Origin of the sequence: Vibrio sp. 1457, assembly GCF_033340195.1 — a bacterium.
Classification (GTDB): Bacteria; Pseudomonadota; Gammaproteobacteria; order Enterobacterales; family Vibrionaceae; genus Vibrio; species Vibrio alginolyticus.
Map to the genome: position 1 here is coordinate 354,073 of NZ_JAWOWA010000001.1, position 15,522 is coordinate 369,594.

13 protein-coding genes are annotated in these 15,522 nt (G+C 43.6%); 6 read left to right on the forward strand and 7 right to left on the reverse strand.

Going from position 1 to position 15,522, the window contains the following annotated elements:
• Positions 1 to 76: 76 nt before the first annotated feature.
• On the reverse strand, positions 77 to 2,302 hold the full coding sequence (locus R7Z41_RS01630) for an NADP-dependent isocitrate dehydrogenase (RefSeq protein WP_005378404.1): 2,226 nt from the start codon (positions 2,300 to 2,302) through the stop codon (positions 77 to 79).
• Between the two features lie 311 nt (positions 2,303 to 2,613).
• Here R7Z41_RS01630 and R7Z41_RS01635 point away from each other — a divergent pair, with 311 nt between their 5' ends.
• Positions 2,614 to 3,315: a pseudouridine synthase gene (locus R7Z41_RS01635; protein WP_042522115.1), complete on the forward strand. Its 702-nt coding sequence runs from the start codon at positions 2,614 to 2,616 to the stop codon at positions 3,313 to 3,315.
• Between the two features lie 85 nt (positions 3,316 to 3,400).
• Here the strand turns inward: R7Z41_RS01635 and R7Z41_RS01640 are convergent, their stop codons facing one another.
• Together R7Z41_RS01640 and R7Z41_RS01645 are read right to left on the reverse strand one after the other, a co-directional pair.
• Positions 3,401 to 4,078 carry a DUF2057 family protein gene (locus R7Z41_RS01640; RefSeq protein WP_017820027.1) on the reverse strand — a complete coding sequence of 226 codons (678 nt, stop codon included), beginning with the start codon at positions 4,076 to 4,078 and terminating at the stop codon, positions 3,401 to 3,403.
• A gap of 76 nt (positions 4,079 to 4,154) precedes the next feature.
• The gene (locus R7Z41_RS01645; RefSeq protein ID WP_005378424.1) at positions 4,155 to 5,234 is read right to left on the reverse strand and encodes a porin; all 1,080 of its coding nucleotides are present in this window, start codon (positions 5,232 to 5,234) and stop codon (positions 4,155 to 4,157) included.
• A gap of 515 nt (positions 5,235 to 5,749) precedes the next feature.
• On the opposite strand from R7Z41_RS01645, the gene dinG reads away from it, so the two are divergent.
• From dinG to xthA, 5 genes are all read left to right on the forward strand, one after another.
• Entirely contained in the window at positions 5,750 to 7,825 is a 2,076-nt protein-coding gene (gene dinG / locus R7Z41_RS01650) for an ATP-dependent DNA helicase DinG (protein ID WP_169628367.1), read from the forward strand.
• A gap of 14 nt (positions 7,826 to 7,839) precedes the next feature.
• Positions 7,840 to 8,625: a sulfite exporter TauE/SafE family protein gene (locus R7Z41_RS01655; protein WP_005378430.1), complete on the forward strand. Its 786-nt coding sequence runs from the start codon at positions 7,840 to 7,842 to the stop codon at positions 8,623 to 8,625.
• Complete coding sequence (locus R7Z41_RS01660) at positions 8,622 to 9,167, forward strand: primosomal replication protein (RefSeq protein WP_318136295.1); 546 nt, start codon at positions 8,622 to 8,624, stop codon at positions 9,165 to 9,167. The genes R7Z41_RS01655 and R7Z41_RS01660 overlap by 4 nt, the downstream gene beginning before the upstream one ends.
• Positions 9,167 to 9,331: a pleiotropic regulatory protein RsmS gene (gene rsmS / locus R7Z41_RS01665; protein WP_005378432.1), complete on the forward strand. Its 165-nt coding sequence runs from the start codon at positions 9,167 to 9,169 to the stop codon at positions 9,329 to 9,331. Before R7Z41_RS01660 ends, rsmS begins: the two co-directional genes overlap by 1 nt.
• Positions 9,332 to 9,426: 95 nt before the next feature.
• Positions 9,427 to 10,233, forward strand: a complete 807-nt coding sequence (gene xthA, locus R7Z41_RS01670; protein ID WP_005378433.1) for an exodeoxyribonuclease III — start codon at positions 9,427 to 9,429, stop codon at positions 10,231 to 10,233.
• A gap of 93 nt (positions 10,234 to 10,326) precedes the next feature.
• Here xthA and R7Z41_RS01675 read toward each other — a convergent pair whose 3' ends face one another.
• The 4 genes from R7Z41_RS01675 to R7Z41_RS01690 all read right to left on the reverse strand — a co-directional run bounded on the left by R7Z41_RS01675 (position 10,327) and on the right by R7Z41_RS01690 (position 15,478).
• Positions 10,327 to 13,050, reverse strand: a complete 2,724-nt coding sequence (locus tag R7Z41_RS01675; protein WP_318136296.1) for an ImpA family metalloprotease — start codon at positions 13,048 to 13,050, stop codon at positions 10,327 to 10,329.
• A gap of 154 nt (positions 13,051 to 13,204) precedes the next feature.
• Positions 13,205 to 13,882 carry an ABC transporter permease gene (locus R7Z41_RS01680; protein ID WP_053349436.1) on the reverse strand — a complete coding sequence of 226 codons (678 nt, stop codon included), beginning with the start codon at positions 13,880 to 13,882 and terminating at the stop codon, positions 13,205 to 13,207.
• A 3-nt stretch (positions 13,883 to 13,885) separates the two neighbouring features.
• The gene (locus tag R7Z41_RS01685) at positions 13,886 to 14,626 is read right to left on the reverse strand and encodes an ABC transporter permease (protein WP_005378436.1); all 741 of its coding nucleotides are present in this window, start codon (positions 14,624 to 14,626) and stop codon (positions 13,886 to 13,888) included.
• Between the two features lie 81 nt (positions 14,627 to 14,707).
• Positions 14,708 to 15,478 (reverse strand): ABC transporter substrate-binding protein, encoded by a 771-nt coding sequence (locus R7Z41_RS01690; RefSeq protein ID WP_005378437.1) that lies wholly within the window; start codon positions 15,476 to 15,478, stop codon positions 14,708 to 14,710.
• Positions 15,479 to 15,522: the final 44 nt, after the last annotated feature.

Sequence of the window (15,522 nt, forward strand, 5' to 3'; positions counted from 1 at the left end):
TGTTACAAAAGGAACACTTACAACGCACTTACAGGATAGGAAACACGCCGAAAACGACGTGTTTTTTAACACTAACTTACTTGTTAATGATTGCGTTAAAGGTTTCGCTTGGACGCATCAATTTAGAAACCAATGCATCGTCTAGTAAGTAGTAACCTCCTAGCTCACCTTTCACGCCTTGCGCATTATTTAGCTCAGCAACGATCGTTTCTTCCTGCTCTGACAGCGCTTTTGCAATTGGTGCAAATTCAGCAGCAAGATCCGCATCATCCGTTTGCTCTGAAAGCGCTTTCGCCCAGTAAAGTGCAAGATAGAAGTGGCTTCCACGGTTATCTAGCTCACCCACTTTGCGTGACGGAGATTTGTTGGTGTCTAAAAACTCACCGGTCGCTTTATCTAGTGTATCTGCGAGAACCTGAGCCTTAGGATTGTTTGTCGCTACACTTAAATGCTCTAACGAAGCTGCAAGCGCTAGGAACTCGCCCAAAGAATCCCAACGAAGGTGATTCTCTTTTTCTACTTGTTGAACGTGCTTAGGAGCAGAACCACCAGCGCCTGTTTCAAATAGACCACCACCATTCATCAATGGAACAATAGATAGCATCTTAGCAGACGTACCTAACTCGAGAATTGGGAACAAGTCTGTTAGGTAGTCACGAAGAACATTACCTGTAACAGAGATAGTATCTAGGCCCGCTTTCATACGCTCTAGTGAGTACTTACAAGCTTCAACAGGAGATAGGATCTTAATCTCTAGACCGTCAGTATCGTGATCTGGTAGGTAGGCGTTTACTTTCTTGATGAGCTCAGCATCGTGCGCGCGGTTTTCATCTAGCCAGAATACAGCTGGAACACCTGTTGCACGTGCGCGAGTCACTGCTAGTTTAACCCAATCTTGGATTGGTGCGTCTTTAACCTGACACATACGGAAGATATCACCTTCTTCAACCGCTTGCTCTAACAGTACGTTACCTGAAGCATCAACAACGCGAACAGTACCCGCAGCGTCTAGAATGAATGTCTTGTCGTGAGAACCATATTCTTCAGCTTTCTGAGCCATTAGACCAACGTTAGGTACGCTACCCATAGTGGTTGGATCAAATGCGCCGTGCTCTTTACAGAAATCAATAACCGCTTGGTAAATACCTGCGTAGCTACGATCTGGAATCATCGCTTTGGTGTCTTTTTGTTTACCATCTGGTCCCCACATTTGACCCGAAGAGCGAAGCATTGCTGGCATAGAAGCATCTACAATAATGTCACTTGGTACATGTAAGTTTGTGATACCACGATCAGAGTCAACCATCGCAAGTTCTGGTTGAGTTTGGTAAACCGCTTGAATGGCCGCTTCAATTTCTGCTTTTTGCGCTTCAGGTAGAGACTCAATTTTTGAGTAAACATCACCGATGCCATTGTTTACATCAACACCTAGCTCTTCAAACAGCTTACCGTACTTATCGAAAACGTCTTTGTAGTAAACTTTTACGGCATGGCCGAAAATGACAGGGTCAGAAACTTTCATCATCGTCGCTTTCATATGAAGAGACAGCAGCACGTCTTGTGCTTTCGCTTCAGCAATCTCTTTCTCGAAAAATTCAACCAACGCCTTCTTCTTCATTACTGAAGTATCAATGACTTCTTTATCTAGTAATGGGAACGCAGACTTAAGCTCTTTAACTGTACCATCATTACCGACAAACTCGATTTTGACCTCTGTTGCACCAGAGATAGTTGTAGACTTTTCGCTACCAAAGAAGTCATTGTCTGACATGCTCGCAACATGGGACTTAGATTCTGCTGACCATGCACCCATTGAGTGTGGGTTTTTCTTCGCGTAGTTCTTAACCGAAGTCGGAGCACGACGGTCTGAGTTACCTTCACGAAGTACTGGGTTAACCGCACTACCTTTGATTTTGTCGTAAGCCGCTTTAATCGCTTTCTCTTCGTACGTGCTCGGCTCTTCTGGGTAGTTTGGTAAATCGTAACCTTTCGCCTGAAGCTCTTTAATCGCCGCTTTAAGCTGAGGAACTGAAGCTGAAATGTTAGGTAGCTTGATGATATTTGCTTCTGGAGTTTGAGCTAGTTCACCAAGCTCAGTCAACGCATCGCCAATGCGCTGTTCTTCTTTTAGATGCTCTGGGAAGTTAGCGATAATTCGACCTGCTAGTGAAATATCACGAGTATCTACATTGATGCCAGACGATGCTGTGAATGATTGAATGATTGGTAGTAATGAATAAGTTGCTAGCGCCGGCGCTTCATCAGTGATGGTGTAGATAATTGTAGGTTTTTCTGTAGGCATGAAATTTCCCTATTTTTTAATCAACTTGTTGGCTGATCAACTCAGCGTCTGAGTTGGTTTAATTGACGCATTGCTGCGCGTTAGCAGTACATGTCTCCTCACTAACGCCACATGCGGTTCGCACTCTTTGTTGTAGTTTGAAGCTCTAAGCTCTGAATCCATGAGTGCACTGATATAATTAAACAAATAACACGAATTAGTCTATCATTCTGTGCGCGTTTGTTAGTTTTAGGCGCGCAAATCATATCCGATCATGAGAAAACTTAAAACTTTCAAACACAGTTCATTTACATTTTTGCAGGGTAGTTAACATGTCATCTCGTACAGGTCAGGAAAAAGGTCGCAGTCGTAACCAGTCTAAAACGGGCCATTTTAAACACTCAGGAGCTCGCAATGGCTCGAAGACTCGTACTCAGCAAGACCGCCGCCCTAATCGCCCAACAAAGAGCCAAAAGCCAAAAGTGCCCCCTAAAGATCGTAAAGTCATTATTTTCAATAAGCCTTACGATACGCTCAGTCAATTTACCGATGGCGATGGTCGCAAAACGTTAGCGGACTATATCCCGATCAAAAATGTCTATGCGGCTGGCCGATTGGACCGAGACAGCGAAGGTTTAATGGTACTCACTAACGATGGCATCTTGCAGGCGAAGCTAACGCAGCCAAAGTCAAAATCGCCGAAGACTTATTGGGTTCAAGTCGATGGCGCTCCTCAGGAGCAAGATCTTGAAAAATTGAGAAAGGGAGTAGAGCTAAAAGATGGTATGACTCTACCAGCCGAAGTTGAAGTTATTCCAGAACCACAAGTCTGGGACAGAACGCCTCCTGTTCGTTTTCGAGCAAATATCCCTACAACTTGGTTAGCCATTACCATTATTGAAGGAAGAAATCGTCAGGTGCGTCGCATGACTGCGCACATTGGCTTCCCTACCTTGCGCCTCATTCGTCATTCGATGGGTGATATCGTCCTTAACGACCTAATGCCTGGTGAATGGAGAGAAATCTCTCTCTAATAAGCAGAAAAGATAAAAGCAGGCTTAAAGCCTGCTTTTTAGATTCGTACTTTTTCAGTTAAGCCCTATCTAATGAACTAAGGGATTACTGCTCAGCAAGCCAGTTTTTAAAGGCCTCTTTTTCCGCCGGAGACGCTTTCTGGTACATCGTCTTTAATACATCAACCATTGGGCTGTCGTTCGATGCGGCTGTTGAACGGGTATCACTAGTCTCAACTCGAGGCTCGATATCACTTACTGATTGTTGATGCTGATTCACAGTTACATAGCTAACAGCAACACTCGCGATACCGCCAGCAATATTGTAGTTACGAGTTTCTTGAGGGTAATTACGACCAATTTGAACACCATCTGACTCTAATACATCTTCGACCAAAGCAATAGGTTGGCCTTTGGTATCCAGTAATTGCCAATCTAGAGGCGAGATGTTGTTTTGCGCTTGGCGAAGAGTTTTAAACTCTGGCAGTTCAAACGTTAGCTTTTCGTTTTCAGCATCAAATTTAGCAACGATTACATCACTGTAAACCGTCTTAAGGTTTTCGTTAATTTCGAATGTAGGTTGATATTTGAAGACAATTTGATTCGTTCCGTCAGGTAGTTCGATTGTCTTCTCACTAGAAAAAAGACCACCTTCTAGATCTGGCTTCTCCATGTTGACGGCCAATAACTTCACGTCTTCTGGAACCACTAAAGTCGTTGCAGCGTAGAGGTTTGTACTGGCAAAAATAGACAGTGCCATTGCCACTTTTAATGATAACTGCATAGAATTTTTCATCCTTATCTTCATAGTAAAAGACCCAGCATATAGCTGGGTCTTACAATATCAAACTGGGTATTGATTACCAGTAGAAACGAGCACCAACACCGAAGTTAGTTGCGTCGTCTGTGTCTTTGTTGTCGAAGTCAGTACCTTCGAAAGTGTAACCCGCTTCTGCGAATACACGTGCCCATTTAGAGAACTTGTATTCAACACCAGCGTAGAACCAAGAAGAGTCTGCGTCTACTTTACCTGCTTCGTCAGTAGACTGAGCTAGGTACTCGTAACCAGAGTATAGAGTTGTTTTAGGAGCGACAGCGAACATACCAGCTACAACGATGTAGTGTGAATCAACTGTTGATTTACCTAGCTTATCTTCGTTTTCGTTGTAGTAGTACGTAGCACCTAGAGTGTGCTCGTTTAGTGCGTACTCAGCAGTTACTTCAAAAGATAGGTTTTCGTTATCAGTACGCTCTGTGTGAGAAACTGTTTGCTCTACACCATTAAGAACTAGTTTTTTCTCTTTAGTTACGTTGATGTCGTTGTTCGCAGTAAGTACACCAGCGTGTAGAGATAGGTCGTTGAAAGATTTACCAACGAATACTTCTAGTACTTCTTCGTTAGAATCTTTTTCGCCTAGCGCGTAACCAGCTTTTAGCCAGAACGCGTCATTTTCGTAAGCGTATTTGATTTGAGAATCGTTGTTCCAAGCGTGACCGTATGCAGTTTCCGCTGCGTTACCACCGAAGAAGTAAGAGTAATCTGCGAAGTATACGTCATCAGCCCAAGTACCTTCTTTACCGAAGCGAAGAGTACCCATATCACCCATATCAAAACCGATGATGTGGCGACGTACGTATACAGAGTCATCTGTACGCTCGCTTGAATCAGCACCTGCGTCGTAGTTGTCACCTAGAGCAACACCGATTTCAACTTCACCCAGAACTTTTAGGCTTTCGTCAACAACGTAAACCGCGTTCACACCAGTACGAGAAGAGCTAGTGTTTAGCTCTGCTGTGTGATCAGTTTTTTCTGTGAATAGAAGAGTTGGACGTAGCTGACCGTAGAAATCTACAGAACCTTCTTCAGATTTGAATACTTCAGCTGCGTTCACTGAAGTTGCAGACGCAACTACAGCTAGTGCTAATAGAGTTTTTTTCATAATTAATCCACTGCCTTTTCTTAGTTCGGGATATCCTTGTCCGGTTCCCTTTTTTTATATGTTTGAGGTAGAGCGTTAACAAAACGTTATACAGCACCTCCTCAAAATCTGGAGCTAAGAGTGCAAAAGATTATTCTGGCTGTCAAATTTTCTAAATACCAATGTAAAAAAAACAAAATGCCATTATAAAACAATAACTTGATAAGTTTACCTTTATTTATTCGACGAACATCTAACCAATCTCCATTATTATTTGTAATTTACAAAATTATTAACAAATGGTTTTTTAATCCAATAAGTAAATTTAAAAAAACAAAAAAAAGAATAAAAACCCACAAATCAGACCAAGTTGGAGTTTTATATTTTTCATATAATGAAATTAATTTCATTAAGATAAGGTTCAATATTTTTTTGTGAAGGAGATCTACATTCCTTATAAAAGCATTCCGTTTTGTGAACTACTGTACAACTAGTGATGTGTGCTACTATTCGCCTCCAACGCATTTGAGGCCCGTATGCTGACCAGTAACATTCAAAAATCGATTCGTAATAGCTATCAAAACCTTCAAGATCAACTTGATAACTTTGTGCCTAGAAGAGCACAAAACTACCTTGTTGCAGAGATTGCAAAAACGCTGTGCGGTCAGTATCACAAATCTAACCGAATACTCGTTGCAGAAGCAGGGACTGGAATTGGTAAATCGCTCTCCTATCTAATGGCGACCATTCCCGTGGCTGTACATAACAATAGAAAAGTGGTTATCTCAACGGCGACCGTCGCTCTGCAAGAGCAGCTCATAAACAAAGACCTCCCTCTTTTTCGTCGGATTACCGACCGAGAGTTTTCTTTTATTTTGGCAAAAGGCCGTCAACGCTATTGTTGTGCAGAAAAGCTCGCTACTGCTAGCGGTGCTGATGGTGGCCAGTTAGCCATGTTTGAAACCAAACCTAAGCAAAAAGATATAGAGCTGTTAGAAACAATGCATCGCTCTCTTGCGCAAGGTAAATGGGACGGTGACCGTGATTCTTGGCCTAAACCCATCGACGATAAGCTTTGGCAACTGATTGTCAGTGATAAACACAGTTGCAATAACAGTTTACCAGGCCACCGCGGCTGCCCATTCCAAAAAGCGCGCTCAGAGTTGGATAAAAACGATGTCATCATTGCTAACCACTCTCTCGTCATGGCAGACGCAGATTTAGGTGGCGGCGTGATTTTACCTGAGCCAGAAAATACGATATACGTCTTCGACGAGGCACATCACTTACCTCACGTCGCTCGTGACCATGCTTCAGCATCTGCGAGTTTAAAAGGTGCGGCAGCATGGCTTGAGAAGTTAAATCAGTCGATTAGTAAGTTTTCATCACTCGCAGACGAGAAACGCGTAGCTCGATTTCGCAACGACCTTCAAGACGCGGTTCAGAACTTGATACCGGCACTGACTCAATTGCCCAAACAGTTCGACCCAGCTCAATTTGAAGAGGGTATCTACCGCTTCGAACACGGTGAACTACCTGAGTGGCTAGAGAACCAATCCAAAGAACTAAAACAGTTCAGTAAAAAAGCAAATCAGAGCGTGGCAAAAATTGCCGACCTTATTGCGGAAAGAGTAAAAGACGGGGAGCTTGCGACAAGGTTGGCTGAACCAGCGCTTGCAGAGCTCGGTTTCTACATTCAAAGGTTAGAAAACCTAGCGCAAGTATGGCATTTAATGGCTGAACCAACTCGTGAAAAAGGTGCGCCTTTAGCTCGCTGGTTAGAAACCCACCCCGATCGCGAGGGTGATTTCATTGTGAGTGTTTCGCCACTTGAAATTGGATGGCAACTCGACCAACAGATTTGGAGCAGATGTATTGGCGCCATTTTGGTTTCCGCAACGATGCGTGCATTAAACTCTTTCCATTACTTTTGCCATCAGGTTGGTATTGATGGAAAACCAGAATCAGGCACTCAGTTTTTAGCGCTTGCGTCACCATTCGATTACCAAAACCAGGCAGAATTGCTCATCCCTGCGATGAAATATGAACCACCAGCGCCTCAATTTACTGAATATCTTATCGAGATATTGCCTAAGTACTTGGAAGACAAGAAAGCCAACTTAGTATTATTCTCATCCTATTGGCAGATGAACCAAGTCGCGAAGGCACTCTCTTCGGAGTTCATAAAAAAAGGCTGGGCGTTGCAAGTTCAAGGTGAAAGCTCACGTCAAGAAATTCTAAAAAAACATAAAAAGTTAATAGCATCAAATAAAACCAGCGTCTTATTTGGTACTGGCAGTTTCTCTGAGGGGCTAGACTTACCTGGCGAATTACTTGAAAACTTGGTGATTACAAAAATTCCATTTGGCGTTCCAACCTCCCCTGTTGAGCAGGCTCATTCCGAATACATTGAGAAAAAAGGAGGAAACCCGTTTATGCAAATAACTGTACCAGACGCAAGCAAAAAGCTGATCCAGAGCGTAGGTCGCTTACTGCGTAAAGAGAGAGATTCTGGTAGAGTAACGATTCTTGATCGACGCCTAGTCACTAAGCGATACGGACAAGCCTTAATCGACTCACTACCTCCATTTAAACGTAAAATAGAATATTAGAAGAATCACCATTTATGGAAATGATTGAGCCAACCATGCTGTTGGTGTTGGCGCTTGTCGCTTTTGTCGCTGGATTTATTGATGCAGTTGCCGGTGGTGGTGGCATGCTTACCGTACCTGCTCTACTGTCGCTGGGCTTGCCGCCTCATATTGCACTAGGCACCAATAAACTTGCCGCTACCTTTGCTTCTTCTACTGCGGCATTTACGTACTACAAAAAACGTCTATTCAAGCCTCAATGCTGGCGGCGTGCATTCGTGGCGACACTCTTCGGAGCGACATTAGGTACGCTATTTGTAGATGCGATTAGTACGGATTGGCTGGAAAAAGGATTGCCGCTTGTTATTTTGGCGGCAGCGTTGTATACCGTTTTTCATAAAACGCCCCACTCTGCTCATCAAAGTCCAATACCCGAGCCTTGCCCAAAACTTCATAAAAAACAGTACATGCAAGGCTTATCCATAGGATTCTACGACGGACTCGCAGGGCCTGGAACTGGGGCTTTTTGGACAGTAAGTTCAATGGCGCTGTACCGACTGAATATCTTGCTCGCCTCTGGCTTAGCAAAAGCAATGAACTTTACCAGTAACTTTACCTCTTTGATCACTTTTGCTTTCCTCGGACACATCAACTGGGTGCTAGGCTTAACAATGGGAGTATGTTTAATGGCTGGTGCTTTTGTTGGCGCGCACTCCGCTATTAGATTTGGTTCTAAATTCATTCGTCCTGTATTTGTTACTGTCGTCAGCATACTAGCCATTAAATTGGCTTATGACGCATGGTTTGTAGGTTTGTCATGAACATTTCTCAACTCCAGGAAAATCTAGAACAAATGGCGAATCAAGCCGCTGTTCTTGACCGTCAAAGAGGCGAACATCATGTTCCGCTTTTTGATGAGCGTTTATTTGGTTGCCGCTCTCGCTTACTTACTCCTTGCGTAAAAGAAGCAAAAGCCACGCTGGATGCGATTGTGCGTGAGCAAAATGAAGGTAAGCTCACCGCTTTGCGTGCTGAGTACCTCACTGAACGGTTAGTGGCGCAAATCGGTGCAATTCAACGCGAGATTTCTACCACTAAAATTCGTAAGAATGAAATCAAACATAGCAGCTATTTCCGCAAGCCTATCAACGTGCTTTATCAGGAACTCGCTCAACACCAAGAGTGGGCAAGACGCTTGCGCGAGATGGTGTTAGAAAAAGAACGTGCTGTCGAAAGCGCTCCGAGTTTTATGCGTGCCGACGCTCAAAAAGTATTACTAGCAACCGAGCAACGTTTAGCGCGTTGTGAAGCAGCACTTCTTAAGCTAGAGAACCAAATTACACATAGGGAAAAACATCAATAATGGCTGATCAACCAACCTCGCCTTTAGATGACGCACCTGAAGAGATCAAACTGGCTGTCGATTTAATCTATTTGCTTGAGAGCAATGAGATAGATCCAGAAGTTGCGCTTAACGCTTTAAAGATCGTGCAAAACGACTTAGAAAACAAATTAAAAGCAAAGTAGCTCAGAGCGTTTCAATCCTTTCACCGAGACTCATTTTCAGTGCTCTTACACAATGATACTATTCATAAAAAAGTACGCCCCCAAAAGGATAAATAATGAAAGTAATCAGCTTTAACATCAATGGACTACGTGCGCGACTGCACCAACTCCAAGCGCTAATCGACAAACACCAACCTGATGTGATTGGTCTTCAGGAAATTAAAGTTCACGATGAAGCATTCCCGATTGAAGCTGTCGAAGCCATGGGCTACAAAGTGTATTTTCATGGTCAAAAAGCACATTACGGCGTAGCAATGCTTTGTAAGCAAGAGCCTCTACACGTACAAAAAGGGTTCCCGACGGATAACGAGGAACATCAAAAGCGCATGATCATGGCAACGTTTTTAAATGAAAACGGCGAAAAGGTCACTGTGCTAAACGGCTATTTCCCTCAAGGGGATAACATCAGCCACGAAACCAAATTCCCATACAAGCGCCAATTCTATAAAGATCTGATGACCTACCTAAACGATCATCACAATAACGACGAGCAATTGATTGTTATGGGTGACATCAACATCAGCCCTATTGATGCAGATATCGGTATCGGCGAGCCAAACCGTAAACGTTGGCTAAAAACAGGTAAATGTTCATTCCAACCTGAAGAGCGCGAATGGTTGAAAACCTTACTAGACTGGGGCTTTGTGGACACCTTCCGTAAGCTATACCCAGAGGTGAACGATCAATTTTCGTGGTTTGACTACCGTTCTCGCGGTTTTGATGATAACCGTGGCCTACGAATTGATGTCATTTTGGCAACCCCTTCTCTAGCGGAAAAGTGTATTGAATCTGGTATCGACTATGAGCTTCGTGGTATCGAGAAGCCTTCAGATCACGCACCAATCTGGTCGACATTTAAGTAATTTATTGCAAAGCTATAAGCGAGACTCAACGCTAAGCTTAGTCCAATAAAAAGGGAGACTCAGTCTCCCTTTTTCATACAAATTACTATTTAATCACTGATTCAGCGGCCAAACCGTTTGACCATCAATAGTTATCGGTGTTTGAGCAAATTCGTTCAGACAGTAGCCGGTATTGCTGCTTGCAAAGTAAGTGAGCGGCATCGGCGGTAGATTCAGCGCCATAACCTGCTGTTTCGCTTTTTCTGTGAACGAGAAGCCCCACATATCTAAATAGCTCGTCATGTCTCGCTGAGAGATGTAGCTCAGAGCAATAAGCAACCAGTCGTTGTTTGAGATGCTATTTGCTTCTTCCCGAGAGTAGTTGGCGAAACCAATACTCAATCGTCTCTCATCCCAAAGCGCATCGTCCGATTTTAAGCGGTTAAACTCACGTTCAATCAGGTGCAAGCGCGCCAATAAATGCCAACCATTTTTAAGCACACCTTCATGCTGCGCCGCCATCATCATTTGAATGTAAACACGAGCGCCCCAACTCCAACTGGTTTGATTTTGCGCAGCCATGTATGCGTTTGGATCCGCTTGAGTTCGACTAGCTTGCAATAATTCAAACTGGCCTTTGAAATCCAAGCTTTGGCAAGTTGAAACTTTCCCCGTATTCTGGAAGAAACGAGACTTACTATAATACGAGTAGTAATTGGTCGTTGAATGCCCTTCCCAGCCTGAAAATCGGAATCGACCTTTTTCTAAACCATGGCCAAGCTCATGTAAATCACCGTGACCGAGTGGGCTGAATGACCAATAAGCATCGTAAGGGTTACCCGAACAACCATAACCACACGTCGCTTGGTCGGCGTTCATGTGCTTCACTATATCAATATTGGCGATTTCCCAACCTTGGTTTTGGGCGTATTGAATAATTTCAGGCACTTCATCTATGCCCGGCCCTTGGAAACCTGCCAGCACATGCGGGTAGTTGTGAACATATTCTTCTGTTGCAAGCGCCATTTCCGAAGGGGTAGACCACATTTCATCGTTGACCGACTCCAACATTTTGTCGCGCTTTGAGTGTACTTCAAACCCAGGAGTGATCAGCTCAGCCCAATCGAATAAATTGGCTTCTAACTGTTGAATAAAAGCGTCGTTGTCCTTCTCACTTCTCCAAACTGGATGCTGTGCCACATGATTAAATTTCAGTTCAACCGGAACATCATTTTTGTCAAAGTGAACCTGTACTGGACCACCATAAGGAGAAGTCAGCGTGATGGTTTCACCCGGCTTCACTTCATAGCCGAATGAAGTCAGCAGTTTTGGTCGCGTGTATCCATCTTTGCTGAACTCATGAGTTGCACCATTTCTTAAAGTGTTGATGACAATCTTAGTCGCCACATCATTGCTGTCATTACGTTTAACCGTAAAGGTTTCCCCAGGAAGCGCATACACACTAGCCGAACGGAAGTTACGCTTTGATTCCATATTAATCGTTGCACTGATTCTCTTTATGTCAGGGCTAAACTCACTACGGCTGAAGTTCCCCATATTTGGTTGTTTTGGGTTTACGCTTCGGCTGTTGTATTGCACGTAATCGGCAAAGTACGACTTTAGGAATTCGGTCGTTTGGGTTGATTGTTTGTCCATCGGGAAGACAACCGTTTGACGATAATGATCAGCCAGCAATACCATGAGTTTTTCGTATTGGTAGCCGTTTTGATTAAACAAATCTACTTTTTGTTCATCAAGCTTTTGCAACCAATGGCGAATGCTGTTTGCCCCTACATAAAATTGACTGTCCATATTCGCAGTGTCAGGACAAGATTTGTCATCACACTTTGACAAGTCAACGTTGAAATTTTGAGATTCAAAACGAGACAACAGCGCTTGTTGTGTGATGACAGAGTCCGGCACAACGTTCATCAACGATGAAGGTTCCCAGTCGACCAAGCCTAACTTACGCCAATAGTTATCTCCCACATAATCAACATGGAATTTTTCCAAAATGTCTTGGCCAAGATAAGTTAGTCCTCCATCCCAATGCAGGTATAGAACAGGAATTTGGGCTTGCTCAGCGTATTCCAAAGCTTCGAGTACTGGTTTGTTGGTATCTCCAGATTGCAGATGCTGTGACAAGATCAATAAGTTTGGAGTATTGGTTTGCAAGCAGCTAAGTAGCTTCGAACCATCGCATAGGTTGGCCTCGTTAAACGCCAGCTCTTGTGAAACATTGTCTTTCAGCCAATTCCGAGTCGCTTGCTCATCCGGAAAGTAATAAGACTGATCCATTTGCGCGATGACGACGTTTGAAGTAACTCCGCCCGACAACCAAGTGACCAGGTTACTTAACCATTGCGTCATCGCTGCGTTGGAAGAGTCGGGAAAACGTTGTGCCGTTCTAAATGGGTTACTACCTAATAGTGCGTAACGTTGACCATTAGACTTTTCCCCGGCAACGCCAATTGACAGAGCTTGACCATTGTAACCGCTTGCCATGGCCTTATTGGTCATCAAGATGGTGTCGTTGAAGCCATACTGAGGTGCCAAGATCGCGGCATCATGGGTTGGATCCCAATAAAGACCTGAAAGGTTTTTCGCAATTGCAGATTTGATCGTATTCGACTGCATCTTGTGAGCTTCTACAACCTGACGACTTTTACGAATGAATTCGCTCGGGTCAGAAACGAGCAGTGCATTACCAGTTTCAAGAGCTTGTTGAACTGGAGCTGGCGTTGGTTTTACTTGAGCATTAGGTTGTGATTCTCCCTCTCCCCCACCACATCCTGTGGCTAAGGCGGCAATGCCCAACGATAGAATTGTTTTTTTCATTTTTACTTACTAAACAATGAGTTTACCGAATGTTAATGTAAGTTGATGAATAATAAGAAAGAGTCTTTTACATCGACTGAAAAAATAGGAATGAAGATAACAAAATTATCAAAAGCAATAGCACCCACTCCGATGCTATTGCCTCTATTGATAATTAGCTTAAAGGACGCAGATAAGCTAAGAAACGCTTCTCTGCCACTTTGAAACACCACAAGATCATAAACGTCAGTGCCATGTAGAACAGCCCCGCCGTCAGGAAAGACTCAAATGGTGCATAGTAGCGCGAGTTAACTAGACGCGCAGCACCAGTTAAATCCATGATGGTAACGATGCCCGCGACTGCACTTCCGTGCAGCATAAATATGACCTCGTTGGAATAAGCTGGTAATGCTCGACGCAATGCACTCGGCAAGATAATACGTCTGTATGTCATAAACTTACTCATGCCATAGGCTTTCGCAGCTTCCACCTCACCTTTCGGCAAACCATTAATCGCACCACGAATAATTTCTGCGGTGTAAGCCGATGTATTCAGAATAAAAGCGACCAAAGCACAGAACCAAGCGTTCTCCCACAAGGTATCTTTCACAGGGAAAAACTGATCCATGCCGTAGTAAATCAAATACAGCTGAACCAATAGCGGCGTTCCACGGAAAAAGTAAATGAATCCCCAAGAAGGTAAGCTTAGAGCGTAATTGGTACTATTGCGTGCCACGGCTAATGGGATAGAGACAAACAAGCCAATAACCAACGCTAATCCCACTAACCAAACTGTTGTCCAAAGTCCCTGAAGATAAGTTGGAAAGCTTTCAATAATCAAAGAAAAGTCCATAACTTACCTCGCATGAATACTGAACTTACGCTCAACAAGCTTGAGTAGCCCGGTCGAAACGCTGGTAAAAAATAGAAAGATGAGCGCGACAGCCATGTAAAAGGTGAACGGCATTTTCGTTGTACCTGCTGCCAATGAGCTCATTCTCACCATGTCATCCAGACCAATAATGGAAACTAACGCTGTGGTCTTAAGTAACACTAACCAGTTATTACCAAATCCAGGTAATGCATGACGAATCATCTGAGGAAGTAAGATTCTTCTAAACGATAAAGCAGAACTCATCCCATAAGCTTTCGCCGCTTCTAATTCACCCTTGTCCACCGCCATGATCGCTCCACGAAAAGTCTCCGCCATGTAGGCGCCAAAGATAAAACCAATCGTGAGTACACCAGCTATAAATGGGCTGACATCAATATAATCAGGTAAGTAAGACGTCCATTCATGGTTTGGATCACTCGAGGCAAACCACTCGTTGAGCGTTTCGTTGATGGAGTAAAGGCTGTTATTTAAAAGTATTTGTCCACCAAAGAAAATTAGCATCATCAGAACCAAATCTGGAATGCCGCGAATGACGGTGGTGTAAAGAGTGGCAATCGCCCTTGCCCATTTGTAAGGTGCTAACTTAGCTAATGCGCCAAGCATGCCTAAGACCATGGCGAGAATGAGTGAAAGCACTGCAACTTCTATTGTTACTAAAGCTCCTTTCAAAATCGAAGCTTCGTATCCTTGTAAATCTAGCATAGGTGAGTTCCTAATCCCTAAACTCAAAAAATCGACCGTTGACTACTTCTAGGAACAAGCCAACGGTCGCTTAATTACGGTTTATTCACCGTACACATCGTAGTTAAAGTATTTACCAGCAATTTCTTGGTAAACACCTTTCTCACGTAGTGAAATAATTGCTGCGTCGAGTTTCTTCGTTAGATCTTTGTCTTGTTTACGAACAGCGATACCCATACCTTCGCCAAACCATTTTGGATCGGTTAACGATGGTCCAACAAACTCATAAGCTTCGCCACCTGCTTTGTTGATCACACCCTCTTCTAGAGCAGAAGCATCACCTAAAACAGCAGCAATTCGACCATTTTCTAGATCAAGATACGCTTCATCAAAAGAGCCATAACGCACAATTTCAACATCATCGCCGTAGTTGTCAGTTAAGTACTTGTCATGTGTCGTCGCACGTTGCACGCCAATTTTGACATCTTTAAGATTATCAAAATCTAGACCAGCACCTTTCTTAGCGATAAATTTATTTGGAATTTGTGCGTACTTGCCAGTGAAATCGACTTTTTTCTTGCGCTCTTCAGTGATAGACATTGCTGCGATGATGGCATCGTACTTACGTGCAAGCAGAGAAGGAATAATACCATCCCAATCTTGAGCGACGATTTTGCACTTCACTTGCATCTCTTCACAGAGTGCATTTGCCATGTCTACGTCAAAGCCTTTTATTGAGCCATCAGTTTCTGTCCAGCTAAACGGAGGGTAAGCACCTTCGATACCAAAGCGAACTGTTTTCCATTCTTTCGCTTGGGCAACACCTGATACTGCCGTTGCAGCAATCGTTGCTGCTAATAACCACTTTTTCATTTCCATACTCCTGTGATTGCTATTTTATTTCGTTTTGTTTGTTG

Bases quoted from the DNA above. Each gene is read 5' to 3' on its own strand.
- R7Z41_RS01645 (WP_005378424.1), bottom strand. From the start codon at position 5,234: ATGAAAAAAACTCTATTAGCACTAGCTGTAGTTGCGTCTGCAACTTCA.
- dinG (WP_169628367.1), top strand. From the start codon at position 5,750: ATGCTGACCAGTAACATTCAAAAATCGATTCGTAATAGCTATCAAAAC.
- R7Z41_RS01685 (WP_005378436.1), bottom strand. From the start codon at position 14,626: ATGCTAGATTTACAAGGATACGAAGCTTCGATTTTGAAAGGAGCTTTA.
- R7Z41_RS01655 (WP_005378430.1), top strand. From the start codon at position 7,840: ATGGAAATGATTGAGCCAACCATGCTGTTGGTGTTGGCGCTTGTCGCT.
- rsmS (WP_005378432.1), top strand. From the start codon at position 9,167: ATGGCTGATCAACCAACCTCGCCTTTAGATGACGCACCTGAAGAGATC.
- xthA (WP_005378433.1), top strand. From the start codon at position 9,427: ATGAAAGTAATCAGCTTTAACATCAATGGACTACGTGCGCGACTGCAC.
- R7Z41_RS01640 (WP_017820027.1), bottom strand. From the start codon at position 4,078: ATGCAGTTATCATTAAAAGTGGCAATGGCACTGTCTATTTTTGCCAGT.
- R7Z41_RS01635 (WP_042522115.1), top strand. From the start codon at position 2,614: ATGTCATCTCGTACAGGTCAGGAAAAAGGTCGCAGTCGTAACCAGTCT.
- R7Z41_RS01630 (WP_005378404.1), bottom strand. From the start codon at position 2,302: ATGCCTACAGAAAAACCTACAATTATCTACACCATCACTGATGAAGCG.
- R7Z41_RS01675 (WP_318136296.1), bottom strand. From the start codon at position 13,050: ATGAAAAAAACAATTCTATCGTTGGGCATTGCCGCCTTAGCCACAGGA.
- R7Z41_RS01680 (WP_053349436.1), bottom strand. From the start codon at position 13,882: ATGGACTTTTCTTTGATTATTGAAAGCTTTCCAACTTATCTTCAGGGA.
- R7Z41_RS01690 (WP_005378437.1), bottom strand. From the start codon at position 15,478: ATGAAAAAGTGGTTATTAGCAGCAACGATTGCTGCAACGGCAGTATCA.
- R7Z41_RS01660 (WP_318136295.1), top strand. From the start codon at position 8,622: ATGAACATTTCTCAACTCCAGGAAAATCTAGAACAAATGGCGAATCAA.